The sequence below is a fragment of the Streptomyces sp. NPDC052040 genome (genome assembly GCF_044548405.1).
Lineage (GTDB): Bacteria > Actinomycetota > Actinomycetes > Streptomycetales > Streptomycetaceae > Streptomyces.
This window is the reverse complement of the sequence record NZ_JBIUBV010000001.1, coordinates 1-15,111: the sequence shown is the minus strand read 5'-3', so window position 1 is coordinate 15,111 and position 15,111 is coordinate 1. Positions and strand designations below refer to the sequence as shown.

Below are 15,111 nucleotides of genomic sequence, written 5' to 3'. Positions count from 1 at the left end.
GACGGCCCACGTCGACGGGGTTGGCCGGTCCTGGCCAACCCCGTGTGTCCGCATCCCCTGTGTACCGCTTGTGTACCGCTCGGTCACCGCACGCCGCCGCGGCCGTCCCCGGTCATCCGGTGACGGGGTCGCCCTTGGTGTAAGTGAGGCGCTCCACCTGGCCGGACTGGAAGTCGTCCTGGATCTTCTTGCCGTTGACGTAGAGCTGGATGGCGCCCGCGTCACCGAGGACCAGGTCGATCTTCTCCTTGTCCTGGAAGGTCTGGGAGTCGCCCTGCTTGAGCAGCCCGTCGAAGAGGGTGCGCCCGTTGTGGTCCTTGGCCGAGATCCAGCTGCGGCCGTCGGCGGCGCTGACCTGGACGGTGACCGCGTCCCGGGGCGCTGCGGCGATGGCGCTCTCGGAGGGCGCGGACTTCGGCTCGGCGGGCTTGCCGCCCTTGGGTGCGGCGGAGGCGTGCTTGCCGGTGCTCGCCTCGGGGCCCTTGGCGACCGGCGTCTTGCTGGTGCTGCCGCCGTCTCCGCCCTTGACCAGGGTGAAGCCGACGAAGCCGATCACCACGACGATGGCGGCGACCATGGCGGCGGTCCAGTTGGGCCCGCGGCGCTCGGGGCGGATACGTTCCGCCTCGAAGAGCGGGGCCGCCGGGGTCGGGGCCGGCCGTCCGCCGTGCTCGTCGGCGTACTGGTCGAGCAGGGGGCCGGGGTCCAGCTGCACGGCCCGCGCCAGCGTACGAATGTGGCCACGGGCGTAGACGTCGCCGCCGCACGGCGCGAAATTGTCCTGCTCGATCGCGTGCACGATCGTGATGCGGACCCGGGTGGCATTGCTGACGTCGTCGACGGTCAGACCGGCCGCGATGCGTGCCTGCTGGAGAACCCGGCCGATCGAGGGGCGGTCCGGCGCGGGAGCGTCCTTGCGGGCGTCGTCGAAGGGGTGTGCGTCCTCAGGGGAGATTCCGTCTGGGGAGTTGCCGATGGACACGGGGGCGCCTTTCGAGCGTGTAGCCACCTGTGCTGGAAGTTCAGTCTAGGGGGGGTACGAAAGGGTGGGGCAACCGGGCGGTATGACTTTGTAGGCCATCAGAATGGCCGGTCATCCTGATGGTGGGACATATTTCTGTCGTCCTGCTCACCTTGACGTGCGGGGCCGGGGAAGGGTTGCTCACGAAACACTTACGAGTGGGTCACGGTCGGGGCCGGGCGTGTCGCCCGGGGCGCCGGTGACGCCCGGGCGGCCCGCCCGTCCGGTGATCCGGGGGCGTCCGGATCCCTACGGTTGAGACTCCCCGCGAATCAGGGCGAGCACTCCGTCCAGTTCGTCCGGTTTCACCATGACGTCGCGGGCCTTGGACCCCTCGCTGGGGCCGACGATGTTCCGCGACTCCATCAGGTCCATCAGACGGCCGGCCTTGGCGAAGCCGACGCGCAGCTTCCGCTGGAGCATCGAGGTCGATCCGAACTGGGTGGAGACGACCAGTTCGGCCGCCTGGCACAGCAGGTCGAGATCGTCGCCGATGTCCTCGTCGATCTCCTTCTTCTGCTTCCCGCCGACCGTGACGTCCTCCCGGAAGACGGGCGCCATCTGGTCCTTGCAGTGCCGGACGACCGCCGCGACCTCGTCCTCGGTCACAAAGGCGCCCTGCATACGGGTCGGCTTGTTCGCGCCCATCGGCAGGAAGAGCCCGTCGCCCTTGCCGATCAGCTTCTCGGCGCCCGGCTGGTCGAGGATGACCCGCGAGTCGGCCAGGGAGGACGTGGCGAAGGCGAGCCGGGAGGGCACGTTCGCCTTGATCAGACCGGTGACCACGTCCACCGACGGCCGCTGGGTGGCCAGCACCAGATGGATGCCCGCCGCCCGGGCGAGCTGGGTGATCCGCACGATCGCGTCCTCGACGTCGCGGGGCGCGACCATCATCAGGTCGGCCAGCTCGTCGACGATCACCAGCAGATACGGGTACGGCTGAAGCTCCCGCTCGCTGCCCTCCGGCGGCTTGACCTTGCCGTTGCGGATCGCCTCGTTGAAGTCGTCGATGTGCCGGAAGCCGTACGCCGCGAGGTCGTCGTAGCGCAGGTCCATCTCCCGTACGACCCACTGGAGCGCCTCGGCGGCCCGCTTGGGGTTGGTGATGATCGGCGTGATCAGGTGCGGGATGCCCTCGTACGCGGTCAGCTCCACGCGCTTGGGGTCGACCAGGACCATGCGCACGTCCTCCGGGGTCGCGCGCATCATGATCGAGGTGATCAGGCAGTTGATGCAGGACGACTTGCCGGAGCCGGTGGCACCGGCGACCAGGATGTGCGGCATCTTGGCCATGTTCGCCATCACATAGCCGCCCTCGACGTCCTTGCCGAGCGCGACCAGCATGGGGTGGTCGTCCTCCGCGGCCGCCGCGAGGCGCAGCACGTCCCCGAGGTTGACCATCTCCCGGTCGGTGTTGGGGATCTCGATGCCGACCGCGGACTTGCCGGGGATCGGGCTGATGATCCGGACGTCGGGACTGGCCACCGCGTAGGCGATGTTCTTGGTGAGCGCGGTGATCCGCTCGACCTTCACCGCGGGGCCCAGCTCCACCTCGTAGCGGGTGACCGTCGGGCCGCGGGTGAAGCCCGTGACGGCCGCGTCGACCTTGAACTCGGTGAAGACGGTGGTGAGCGAGGCGACCACCGCGTCGTTGGCGGCGCTGCGCGCCTTGCCGGGACCGCCGCGCTCCAGCAGGTCGAGGGAGGGCAGGGAGTAGGTGATGTCGCCGGAGAGCTGGAGCTGCTCGGCGCGCGGCGGGAGGTCGCGGGGCTGCTGCGGGGAGGCCTTGGTGAGGTCGGGCACCACCCCGTCCGCCCGGGACCTGTCCTGCTGGGGCCGGGCGGTCGGCAGGGGGGTCGGCGTCGTCGGCTCGCGGTCCCCGGCGCTGACCCCGTGGGTGAGGTCGGCGACGACCGGGGACGGCGGCATACCGTGCAGCACGGCCCCGTCCAGGGCCGCGGCGGCGGCCGCCGCGACATCCACGGCGTCCATCTCCCGGCCCAGGGCGGGCTGCTGCACGGCGGGGCGGCGGCCGCGGCCGCGCCGCCGGGCGATCGCCTCCTGCTCGTCGCCCTCCGGGTCGTAGGGCTCCTCGGGGGCTCCCCGGCGGCGGGAGCGGGGCAGCGCCTCGCGCCACTGGTCCTCGTACCGCTCGTCGTCCTCGCCCCGGAAGCCGCCCTCGGGGGCGTGCACCAGGCCCAGCTTCACCCCGGCCAGCCGCAGCCGCTGCGGAATGGCGGTGACGGGCGTGGCGGTGACGACGAGCAGTCCGAAGAAGGTGAGCAGGACGAGCAGCGCCACCGCGAGGGCGTCGCCCACCGTGTAGGTCAGCGGGGTCGCCGCGGCCCAGCCGATCAGGCCCCCGGCGTCCCTTATCGCCTGCATGCCGTCGCTGCGCGCGGGATCGCCGCAGGCGATGTGCACCTGGCCGAGCACCCCGGCGACGAGGGCGGAAAGACCGATGGCGATACGGCCGTTGGCCTCCGGCCGCTCCGGGTGCAGGATCAGCCGCACGGCGATCGCGCCGAGCAGTATCGGCACCAGCAGGTCCAGCCGGCCGAAGGCACCGGTGACCAGCATCTCGACGAGGTCGCCCACCGGGCCCCGCAGATTGGCCCAGGTGCCCCCGGCGACGATCAGCGACAGACCGAGCAGCAGCAGTGCGAGGCCGTCCTTGCGGTGTGCCGGGTCGAGCCCCTTCGCGCCGCGCCCGAAGCTGCGGAACATCGCACCCACGGCGTGCGCGAGACCGAGCCACAGGGCGCGTACGAGTCGGTACACGCCCCCGGTGGGGCTGGGCGCCGGTGCGGGAACGGGCCGCCTCGCCGGGGCCTTTCTGGCGGGAGCCTTCTTGGCGGCGGCTTTCTTCGCGGGGGCCTTCTTCGCCGGAGTCTGCCTCGGAGCGGCCGCCTTCTTCGCGGGCGCCTTCTTGGCTGCGGGACGTGAGGCCATGTGTGTGAGGTTACCGGTGGAGACGACAGGGGACACGCGTGGCCACAGCTTCACTCTTTCGTGTCGCATGCGGTGAGGCGCGAAACTGACGCGGACTCAAGCGGGCTGACGCGGACTCAAGCGGGCTGACGCGCTCCTGCGGAGAGGGCGGGCCACGCGACCGGCCCCCCAACGCCTCGTCCCCGACCGGCGAGCAGGGGCGGACTCCCGCCCTCCGCCACCCCGGCCGGGGCCCGGCGTCAGCTCTGGGACGGCACCGGCGGTGTGCCGCTGCCCGTGCCCGGCTCCAAAGCGTCCAGGGCGCGCCGCAGCCCCGTCAGTTTGCGTTCGAGATGGGCCGCGGTCGCCACCGCCGCCGCATCCGCCGACTCGTCGTCGAGCTGCTTGGACAGCGCCTCGGCCTGCTCCTCCACCGCCGCGAGCCGCGCCGACAGTTCGGCCAGCAGCCCGGCCGGCTCCTTGCTGTCCCCGGACGCGGACTTGCCGCCGCCCTCCAGTTGCAGCCTCAGCAGCGCCGCCTGCTCGCGCAGCTGACAGTTCTTCATGTACAGCTCGACGAAGACCGACACCTTGGCGCGCAGCACCCACGGGTCGAACGGCTTGGAGATGTAGTCCACCGCACCCGCCGCGTACCCCCGGAAGGTGTGGTGGGGGCCGTGGTTGATGGCGGTCAGGAAGATGATCGGGATGTCACGCGTCCGTTCCCGCCGCTTGATGTGCGCGGCGGTCTCGAATCCGTCCATGCCCGGCATCTGAACGTCCAGCAGAATGACCGCGAAGTCGTCCGTCAGCAGTGCCTTGAGTGCTTCCTCCCCGGACGATGCCCTGACCAGCGTCTGATCGAGCGCGGAGAGGATGGCCTCCAGCGCCAGCAGATTCTCCGGCCGGTCATCGACCAGGAGGATCTTGGCCTTCTGCACCATGGCCCGCCCTCCTCGCCCCGGCGTGGGGCCTCCCCTGTCCTCAGGACTCGGGGTGACGCCGTCCGGCGCCGCCCCAGGGGACGACTCCCTTGCGCCGTCCGTCCTTGTGCCGGTCATCGTAGCCGTACCCCGCCCGTCGCCACACCCTGTCACTGCGATGTCACTGTGCACGGAACGGAAACGTGGCAGTGGACCAGAACGTTCCCCGCGCGCCACTCTTCCACACCGCCCCGGCCGCAGCAGACCGACAACTCCGCGTGAACATCCGCCGTCCCCTCCTTTGCTGGTGCACGCACCGCGCCGCGCACCTCACCGCGCCCGCATCCACTGCTCCATCACGGACAGCAGATGGTCCGGGTCCACGGGCTTGGTCACATAGTCCGAGGCACCCGACTCAATGGCCTTCTCACGGTCGCCCTTCATGGCCTTCGCCGTCAACGCGATGATCGGAAGCCCCGCGAACTGCGGCATCCGCCGGATCGCCGTGGTCGTGGCGTATCCATCCATCTCGGGCATCATGATGTCCATCAGGACGACCGCGACATCGTCGTGCTGCTCCAGCACCTCGATGCCCTCCCGGCCGTTCTCCGCGTACAGCACCGACAGACCGTGCTGCTCCAGCACGCTGGTGAGCGCGAAGACATTGCGGATGTCGTCGTCGACGATCAGCACCTTCTCGCTGTCGAAGCGCACATCCTGCCGCGACGGGGGCGCCTCCTGCTGCTCCCCCTGCCACTGCTCCAGTTCCCCTCCGGCGGCACGCGGGGAGGGGCCCCCGGTGACGGCCCTGCGGCGGCGGCGGAAGAGCGCCGCGGGCCCGTTCTGGGTCTCCTGGTACGACTTCACCTCGGCCGGGGTCTCGATGTCCGGCGCCCCGAGTTCCGCCTCGGACGCCAGCAGTTCCTCCGCCTCCAGCGGCGGCGCCAGCTGCGCGTAGCCCTGCGGCGGCAGTTCACTCGGGTGCAGCGGCAGATACAGGGTGAAGGTCGAGCCCCGGCCGGGCTCGCTCTGGGCGTGGATCTCACCGCCGAGCAGCCGCGCGATCTCCCGCGAGATGGACAGCCCGAGGCCCGTACCGCCGTACTTCCGGCTCGTCGTGCCGTCGGCCTGCTTGAACGCCTCGAAGATCACCCGCATCTTGCTCGCGGCGATACCGATACCGGTGTCGGCCACCGAGAACGCGATCACCTCCGCGTCCGGGTCCCGCAGCGACCCGGCCTCCAGCAGCTGCTCCCGGATGGCGACCGGCACATCGCCGCCCGCCGGGCGGATGACCAGCTCCACGGCGCCCGTGTCGGTGAACTTCACCGCGTTGGACAGCAGATTGCGCAGCACCTGCAACAGGCGCTGTTCGTCGGTGTGCAGCGTGGCGGGCAGCTCCGGCGAGACCCGCACCGAGAAGTCGAGCCCCTTCTCCGCGGTCAACGGCCGGAAGGTGGCCTCCACATAGTCGACGAGCTGCACCAGCGCGATCCGCGTCGGCGAGACGTCCATCTTGCCCGCCTCGACCTTCGACAGGTCCAGGATGTCGTTGATGAGCTGCAACAGGTCGGACCCGGCACCGTGGATGGTCTCCGCGAACTCCACCTGCTTCGGCGACAGATTGCCCTCGGCGTTGTCCGCGAGCAGCTTGGCCAGGATCAGCAGGGAGTTCAGCGGGGTCCGCAGCTCGTGCGACATGTTCGCCAGGAACTCGCTCTTGTACCGCATGGAGACGGCCAGTTGCTCGGCGCGTTCCTCCAGGACCTGGCGCGCCTCCTCGATCTCGGTGTTCTTGACCTCGATGTCCCGGTTCTGCTGGGCCAGCAGTTCGGCCTTCTCCTCCAGTTCGGCGTTGGACGCCTGGAGGGCCTTCTGCCGCTGCTCCAACTCCTCCGACCGCAGCCTGAGCTGCTCGGTCAGCTCCTGCGACTGCCGCAGCAGCACCTCGGTCTTGGTGTTGACCGAGATGGTGTTGACGCTCGTCGCGATCATCTCGGCGATCTGGTTGAGGAAGTCCCGCTGGATCTGTGTGAAGGGGGTGAAGGACGCCAGCTCGATGACGCCGAGCACCTTCCCCTCGAAGAGCACCGGAAGCACGATGACCTGTGCTGGCGGCGCGTCCCCGAGCCCGGAGGAGATCTTCAGATAGCCGCTGGGCGCGTTCTCCACCAGGATCGTGCGCTTCTCCTTGGCGGCCGTGCCGATGAGCGCCTCACCCGGCCGGAACGACGTCGGCATGGAGCCCATGGAGTAGCCGTACGACCCCAGCATCCGCAGCTCGTACTGGTCGTCCACATCGGTGCCCAGGTCCTGCCCGTCCACCAGCTGCATCGCCAGGAAGAACGCCCCGTGCTGCGCGGAGACCACCGGCGTCAGCTCGCTCATGATCAGCGAAGCCACGTCCGCCAGGTCGCGGCGGCCCTGCATCAGCGCGGAGATACGGGCCAGGTTGCCCTTGAGCCAGTCCTGCTCCTTGTTGGCGATCGTGGTGTCGCGCAGATTGGCGATCATCTTGTTGATGTAGTCCTGGAGCTCCTGGATCTCGCCCGAGGCATCCACATCGATCTTCAGATTGAGGTCGCCGCGGGTCACCGCGGTCGCCACCCGCGCGATCGCGCGCACCTGCCGGGTCAGGTTCCCGGCCATCTCGTTCACCGACTCGGTCAGGTCGCGCCAGGTGCCGTCGACGTCCCGGACCCGTGCCTGGCCGCCGAGCTGGCCCTCCGTGCCCACCTCACGGGCCACCCGGGTCACCTCCTCGGCGAAGGAGGACAGCTGGTCCACCATCGTGTTGATGGTCGTCTTCAGCTCCAGGATCTCGCCCCGGGCATCGATGTCGATCTTCTTGGTCAGGTCGCCCTTGGCGATGGCCGTGGTCACCATGGCGATGTTGCGCACCTGACCGGTCAGGTTGGACGCCATCTGGTTCACGGACTCGGTGAGGTCCTTCCAGGTGCCGGCCACACCCGGCACATGCGCCTGACCGCCCAGGATCCCGTCGGTGCCCACCTCGCGCGCCACCTTGGTGACCTGGTCGGCGAACGAACTCAGCGTCTTCACCATGGTGTTGAAGGTGTCGGCGAGCTGCGCGACCTCGCCGCGCGCCTCGATCGTCACCGTCCGCGTCAGATCGCCGTTGGCGACCGCCGCCGCGACCTGGGAGATGTTGCGCACCTGCATGGTCAGGTTGTTGGCCATCAGGTTGACGTTGTCGCTGAGGTCCTTCCAGATGCCCGTGACACCCGGGACATGCGCCTGGCCGCCGAGGATGCCCTCGGTGCCCACCTCGCGCGCCACCCGCGTCACCTGCTCCGCGAAGGACGACAGCTGGTCGACCATCGTGTTGACGGTGGTGACCAGTTCGAGGATCTCGCCCTTGGCGTCGACGGTGATCTTCTTGGACAGGTCGCCCTTGGCGACCGCCGTGGTGACCTCGGCGATGTTGCGGACCTGGATGGTCAGGTTGTTCGCCATGAAGTTCACGGACTGCGTGAGGTCCTTCCAGGTGCCGGAGACACCCTGGACCTCCGCCTGCCCGCCGAGGATGCCCTCGGTGCCCACCTCGCGGGCCACCCGCGTCACCTGCTCGGCGAAGTTGGAGAGCTGGTCGACCATCGTGTTGATGGTGTTCTTCAGCTCCAGGATCTCGCCGCGCGCGTCCACGTCGATCTTCTGCGACAGATCACCCCGCGCCACCGCCGTCGCGACCTGCGCGATATTGCGCACCTGGGTGGTGAGATTGCCGGCCATGCCGTTCACGGAGTCGGTCAGGTCCCGCCACACCCCGGCCACGCCCGGCACCTGCGCCTGCCCGCCGAGCCGCCCCTCGGTGCCCACCTCGCGGGCCACCCGGGTCACCTGCTCGGCAAACGCGGACAGCTGGTCCACCAGGTTGTTGATGGTGTTCTTCAGCTCCAGGATCTCGCCGCGCGCGTCCACGTCGATCTTCTGCGACAGATCACCCCGCGCCACCGCCGTCGTCACCTGGGCGATCTGCCGCACCTGCGAGGTGAGGTTGCCGGCCATGAAGTTGACGGAGTCGGTGAGTTCTTTCCAGGTGCCGGACACCCCCGGCACCACCGCCTGGCCGCCGAGGCGCCCCTCCGTACCCACGTCCCGGGCCATCCGGGTGACCTGGTCGGCGAACGCGGACAGCTGGTCCACCATCGTGTTCACGGTGTTCTTCAGCTGGAGCATCTCACCGGAGACGTCCACCGTGACCTTCTGCGACAGATCACCGTTGGCGACCGCCGTCGTCACCTGCGCGATGTTGCGGACCTGCCCGGTCAGGTTACGGAACGCCGTGTTCACGGAGTCCGTGAGGTCCTTCCACGCCCCGGCCGCCCCCGTCACCTGCGCCTGGCCGCCCAGCTCGCCCTCGACGCCGATCTCCCGCGCCACCCGGGTGACCTCGGCACCGAAGGCGGAGAGCTGGTCCACCATGCCGTTGACGGTGTTCTTCAGCTCCAGCATCTCGCCCGCGACGTCCACGGTGACCTTCTGCGACAGGTCCCCGCTCGCCACCGCCGTGGTCACCGCGGCGATGTCCCGCACCTGGGTGGTCAGATTCCGGAAGACCGTGTTCACCGAGTCGGTGAGGTCCTTCCAGGTGCCCGCCGCACCCGGCACGTTCGCCTGACCGCCGAGCCGCCCCTCGGCACCCACCTCGTTGGCCACCCGGGTGACCTCGTCCGCGAAGGTGCGCAGCGTCTCGGTCATCTGGTTGATGGTCTCCGCGAGCTGGGCGATCTCGCCGCGCGCCGACACGGTCACCTTCTGCGACAGATCACCGTTGGCGACCGCCGTCGTCACCTGCGCGATCCCCCGCACCTGGGCGGTCAGGTTCCCCGCCATCAGGTTCACCGAATCGGTGAGGTCCTTCCACACGCCCGACACACCCGGCACCTGGGCCTGACCGCCCAGCTCGCCCTCGGTACCGACCTCCCGGGCGACCCGGGTGACCTCCGAGGAGAAGGACGCGAGCTGGTCCACCATCGTGTTGACGGTTTCCTTCAGCTCCAGCATCTCGCCGGCCACATGCACGGTGACCTTCCGCGAGAGGTCGCCCTTCGCGACCGCCGTCGTCACCAGCGCGATGTCCCGCACCTGCGCCGTCAGCCGGTACGCCATCGTGTTGACGGAGTCCGTGAGGTCCTTCCACGAACCGGACATGCCCCGCACCCGGGCCTGACCGCCGAGCTTGCCCTCGGTGCCCACCTCGATGGCCACCCGGGTGACCTCGTCGGTGAACGTGGACAGCTGGTCGACCAGGTTGTTGACCGTGCGGCCCACCTTCAGGAACTCACCGCGCAGCGGATGCCCGGTGCCCTCCGCGCCCGCCGTCCGCAGCTCCATGCGCGGCGACAGATCGCCCTCGGCGACCGCCGACAGCACCCGGCTCACCTCGGACACCGGCCGTACGAGGTCGTCGACGAGCGCGTTGGAGCCGTCGATCGCGGCCGCCCAGGAGCCCTCGCAGGCCCCCGTCTCCAGCCGCTCGGTGAGCTTCCCCTCGCGCCCGACGACCCGCCGCACCCGCGCCAGCTCACCGGTCAGATGCAGATTCCGGTCGGCCACCTCGTTGAAGACGGCGGCGATCTCGGCCATCACCCCGTCGCCGGAGACCGTCAGCCGCTTGCGGAAGTTGCCGTCCCTCATCGACGCCAGGGCCGCCAGCAGGCGGTTCAGGGCTGCCGTGTCCACCGCGGTGGTGCCATTGCGCGCCGAGCGCTTAGTCAGGGACTGTCCGCCTTTCGCGCGCGCCTTAGTGCCCCGCGTCGCTGCGCCAGACTCCACTGTGTCCCTCCCGCAGGGGTCGACCATCACTGCTGTGCTCAGGGGTACTGCTCGACGTACCGGCTGCCCGTACGCAGGCGTGCCCGTCGCCGGACACATCGGGTGCTCCTGCCCACCTCGGCAAAAGACACTCGGCCTGCCCGGACCTCCATGAGGAAGCTTGCCCAGTGTTTCACCATGCCCGAACCAGGCCATAACAGTTCGGCAGCTTCGCACACGCTCCGCACACCCTCTGGACGTAAACACCGGCGACCGGCATCCGCATGGACCGCGAAGGTAAGTAACCTTGCATGCGGCTGTCCAGCCACACCGGTCCGACCGGCCTGGGCGGTGTGGCACGAGCACGAGCGGGCAGGCATCGGAGGGGCACCGCACCATGACCACCGGACTGCGTCCCGGGGGACACCCCCAGGATCCCCGGCAGAGGGGGAACCACCCACCGCTGCGGCAGGAAGGGGCCGCCCCGGACGCCCCGCACGTCGAGAACGGGACAGGGAGATCTGTGATCACCGCGCGCGCGGCCGCCAGCTTCGAGCCCGTGGGACGATCGGTGGCGACCGCCCGTTCCTTCGTCCGCGACACCCTCCAGGGCTGGGGCTTCGGGGACATCGTCGACGATGCCGTGGTGCTGACCAGCGAGCTGGTCACCAACGCCGTGGTGCACGCGGGCACCGCCGCGGACGTCCTGTGCCTGCGCAGCGACGACGGCGTACGCATCGAGGTCGCCGACCGCTACCCGGAACGCGAGATCCCGCTCCAGTCCGGCGCCGTGACCATGGGCAGCCCCGACCGGGAGGGCGGCCGCGGCCTCCAGCTCTGCGCCGCGCTCGCCCAGCGCTGGGGTGTCGAGTACACGCCCACCCACAAACAGGTCTGGTTCCAACTCGACCTCCCCGAACGCCCGGTGGGCACCCGCACCGCGGGCCCCTCACTCCCCGCGGAGCTGCTGCCGCTGGCCGACGGCCGGGTCCGCGTGGCGGTCGTCCAGATCGACCGCGCGGGCACCATCACCGCCTGGAACGAGGACGCGGAGGACATCTTCGGCTACCCGGCGGACCAGGTCGTCGGCAAACCCCTCACCGACCTCGCCGCCTGGCCGCACACCCCCGGCACCGGCACCGGAATCGCCGAGGCCCTCCGCCTCTCCCGCTGGGAGGGCAGCTACGGCATCCGCGGCGCCGACGGCCGGGTGATCCCCGTCTACGCCTCCCATCTGCGCGTACGCGACACCGCGGGCGAGCCCTCCACGGTCTGCCTGCTGGTGCGGGACCATGAGCGCGCCGTCCTCCAGACACCCCTGCGCGGGGCCTCCTCCGACACGGCGACCGCCCAGGACGGCCAGGCCCCGGACCCCTTCGAGGTCTTCATCGGCTCCCCCGCCCCCGATGACCTCGACGGCCTACTCCAGCGCACGGTGGAGCGCGCCCGCGACATGCTCGACGGCGACGCCGCCTTCCTGCTGCTGGCCACCGACGACGAGACGGAACTGGAGGTGCGCGCCTCGACCGGCCTGCCCTCCGCCCGCCAGCGCTTCGCCCGCGTCCCGGTCGAGGCGGGCCCCGGACGCTACGGCTCCGCCCGGATGCCCGCCGTCCACGACGACCTGGCCGCCGTACCGGGCGCGGTGCCCCTGCTGAACGGCACGGGCATGCGCTCCGTGGTGACGGTCCCGCTGAAGGTGGAGGGCCGGCTGACCGGCTCCCTCGGCGTCGCGGCCGAGTCGCCGTCCCGCTACTCCAACGAGGAGGCCCTGCGCCTCCAGTTCGCCGCCGACCGGATCGCCCTGGCCGTCGAGTCGGCCCGCCTCGGCGAGCTGGAGCGGCTGCGCCGCGGCTCCCTGAGCTTCCTGGTCGAGGCCTCCGACCTCCTCGCGGGCACCCTGGACCGGGACCAGACGCTGGCGCTGATGGCCCAGATGACGATCCCCACCCTGGCCACCTGGTGCGCGGTGTACACGATCGCCGACCAGGCCTCGGACCCCTATCTGTCCTATGTGCTGCACGAGGACGAGGAGCACATCGACGGCCTCAAGGCCCTCCTGTCGAAGATCGCCCCGCCGGAACCCATCCCCACACCCGGCGCCCGGGTCTGGACGGCCCCCGCGGAGGCGGCCCACCGGGCGGCGCTGCGCACCTCCATGCGGAGCCTGGGCCTGGGCGAACCGCCCACGGTCAGCTCGGGCATCGGCACCACCCTGGGAACGGCCTCGGCGGTCGGCGGCGAGACGGTCGTCCTGCCCCTGGTGGCCCGCAACCGCGTCATCGGCATGCTGACCCTCGGCAAGCCGACCGACGAGCACTTCCGCCAGGAGATCCTGGAACTGGCCGAGGACCTCAGCCGCCGGGCCGCCCTCGCCCTGGACAACGCCCGGCTGTACTCGGAGCGCACGGCCATCAGCCAGTCCCTCCAGCGCAGCCTGCTCCCACCGGAGCTGCCGGCCGTCGACGGGGTGGAGGTCGAGGTCATCTACCGCGCGGCGGGCGAGGGCAATGAGGTCGGCGGCGACTTCTACGACCTGTTCCCGATCCGCGACGGTGCCTACGGCTTCGCCATCGGCGATGTCTGCGGTACGGGTCCGGAGGCGGCCGCGGTCACCGGGCTCGCCCGGCATGCCCTGCGGCTGCTCGCCCGGGAGGGCTTCGGCGGCCCGGCGGTGCTGGAGCGCCTGAACTCCGCGATCCTCGACGAGGGCGCCCGCAGCCGCTTCCTCACACTGCTCTACGGCGAGCTGTGGCCCCAGGAGGACGGCAGCGCCGTGCTGAAGGTGGTGTGCGCCGGTCACCCGCTCCCGCTGCGTCTGCGCCAGGACGGCACGGTGGAGCCGGCCGCCGAACCGCAGCCGCTCCTGGGTGTGATGGAGGACCTGGAGCTGTACGAGCAGACGGTGACGCTCGACGCCGGGGATGTCCTGCTCTGTGTGACGGACGGGGTGACCGAGCGCCGGGAGGGCACCCGCATGCTCGGCGACGACGGCCTCGCCGAGGTCCTCACCACCTGTACGGGGCTGACCGCGGGCGCGGTGGCGGCCCGCATCATGCGCGCGGTCGAACGCTTCGCGTCGGACGCACCGTCGGACGACATGGCGATCCTGGCGATGCGGGTGCCCGGACTGCTGAAGGACTGAGGCCCGGGCAACTCCCGGGCCCGGTGCCCCGGTCGGCACGACCGGGGCACCGGCACCAGAACACACAAAAGGCCCCGCCCAGTTGGGCGAGGCCTTTTCTCTGAGCCCCCAAACGGAATCGAACCGTTGACCTTCTCCTTACCATGGAGACGCTCTGCCGACTGAGCTATGGGGGCCTGTTGCCTTTTCGAGGTTTCCCCCGCGGCAACGGAATAGATCCTACCCCGAACTGGGGTGTGGTCCCAAACCGAAGGACGTCGGCTCAGAACGCGGGCTGGAGAAGTCCGCCCAGGGCGTTGCAGGCGGAGACGATCCTGTTCATCTCACGCTTTGTCAGTGAGGCGTCCACGGGCAGCGCGAGGGTCTCGTCGGCGGCGCGCTCGGTCTCGGGCAGCTGCACGTCCCGGTGGAACCCCGGCATGCGGTGGACGGGGGTCTTCACGGGGACGCGACACTCAACTCCCCTGGCCCGTACGGCCTGGGCGAAGGCGTCGCGGTCCGGCCGCCCGTTGCCGGGCACCCGCACGACGTACTGCTGATAGGTGTGGCCGCCGCTGCCGTCCGGGGTCCGCACCCCGCGCAGCCGCCGGTCCAGATAGGCGGCCCGCTCACGCCGCTGCGCCACCTCGGCGTACGGCGTCTCGGACTCTCCCTGCTCCAGCACCAGGAGCCCGTGCCGCTGGCCGAGTTCGTGCAGTCGCCCCAGGTCGGCGGTCCGGCCGAAGCGGTGCACGACGACGATCGCGGCGGTGTCCGGGGTCACCGCGGCTTCCGCGGCGAGCGGGTCCAGGCAGTAGGTGGCCGGGTCTATGTCGGCGAACACCGGGGTCGCGCCCGCCAGGGTCACGGCCTCGGCAACCTCGATGTTCCCGAAGGCCGGCACGATGACCTCGTCACCGTGGCCCACGCCCGCGGCCCTGAGCATTCCAGCAGTACCCATGCCCCGGATGCTCGTGCGGCAAAGTGAACGCAAAGTGACGGGCAACACAAAAGAGCTGGTCCCCGAACCGAAGTTCGGGGACCAGCTCTGAAGAATTGTTCGGCGGCGTCCTACTCTCCCACAGGGTCCCCCCTGCAGTACCATCGGCGCTGTAAGGCTTAGCTTCCGGGTTCGGAATGTAACCGGGCGTTTCCCTCACGCTATGACCACCGAAACACTATGAAACAGACAACCAGCACCACCCTCAGAGGGGCGGGGTTGTTCGTGGTTTCAGAACCAACACAGTGGACGCGAGCAACTGAGGACAAGCCCTCGGCCTATTAGTACCGGTCACCTCCACACGTTACCGTGCTTCCAGATCCGGCCTATCAAC

6 protein-coding genes, 1 tRNA gene and 2 rRNA genes are annotated in these 15,111 nt (G+C 70.1%); 1 reads left to right on the top strand and 8 read right to left on the bottom strand.

The window, feature by feature from the left end:
- Positions 1–112: 112 nt before the first annotated feature.
- From ACIHAA_RS00045 to ACIHAA_RS00030, 4 genes are all read right to left on the bottom strand, one after another.
- Positions 113–982: a helix-turn-helix domain-containing protein gene (locus tag ACIHAA_RS00045; protein WP_399810833.1), complete on the bottom strand. Its 870-nt coding sequence runs from the start codon at positions 980–982 to the stop codon at positions 113–115.
- Positions 983–1,270: 288 nt separating this feature from the next.
- Positions 1,271–4,009 (bottom strand): DNA translocase FtsK, encoded by a 2,739-nt coding sequence (locus ACIHAA_RS00040; RefSeq protein ID WP_399810829.1) that lies wholly within the window; start codon positions 4,007–4,009, stop codon positions 1,271–1,273.
- 203 nt (positions 4,010–4,212) lie between these two features.
- Positions 4,213–4,896 carry a two-component system response regulator gene (locus tag ACIHAA_RS00035; RefSeq protein ID WP_399810826.1) on the bottom strand — a complete coding sequence of 228 codons (684 nt, stop codon included), beginning with the start codon at positions 4,894–4,896 and terminating at the stop codon, positions 4,213–4,215.
- Between the two features lie 309 nt (positions 4,897–5,205).
- Positions 5,206–10,674, bottom strand: coding sequence for a HAMP domain-containing protein (locus tag ACIHAA_RS00030; protein WP_399810823.1), 5,469 nt, complete (start codon positions 10,672–10,674; stop codon positions 5,206–5,208).
- Between the two features lie 376 nt (positions 10,675–11,050).
- Between ACIHAA_RS00030 and ACIHAA_RS00025 the strand changes: the two genes are divergently transcribed.
- Positions 11,051–13,798, top strand: a complete 2,748-nt coding sequence (locus ACIHAA_RS00025) for a SpoIIE family protein phosphatase (protein ID WP_399810820.1) — start codon at positions 11,051–11,053, stop codon at positions 13,796–13,798.
- 103 nt (positions 13,799–13,901) lie between these two features.
- On the opposite strand, the gene ACIHAA_RS00020 is transcribed toward ACIHAA_RS00025, so the two are convergent.
- The 4 genes from ACIHAA_RS00020 to ACIHAA_RS00005 form a co-directional block, all read right to left on the bottom strand.
- Positions 13,902–13,974, bottom strand: a tRNA-Thr gene (locus tag ACIHAA_RS00020).
- An 86-nt stretch (positions 13,975–14,060) separates the two neighbouring features.
- Positions 14,061–14,723, bottom strand: a complete 663-nt coding sequence (locus tag ACIHAA_RS00015; protein WP_399813656.1) for a DegT/DnrJ/EryC1/StrS family aminotransferase — start codon at positions 14,721–14,723, stop codon at positions 14,061–14,063.
- Positions 14,724–14,835: 112 nt separating this feature from the next.
- A 5S ribosomal RNA gene (gene rrf / locus ACIHAA_RS00010) occupies positions 14,836–14,952 on the bottom strand.
- Positions 14,953–15,038: 86 nt separating this feature from the next.
- Positions 15,039–15,111 (bottom strand): 23S ribosomal RNA (locus tag ACIHAA_RS00005); the annotation flags it as partial.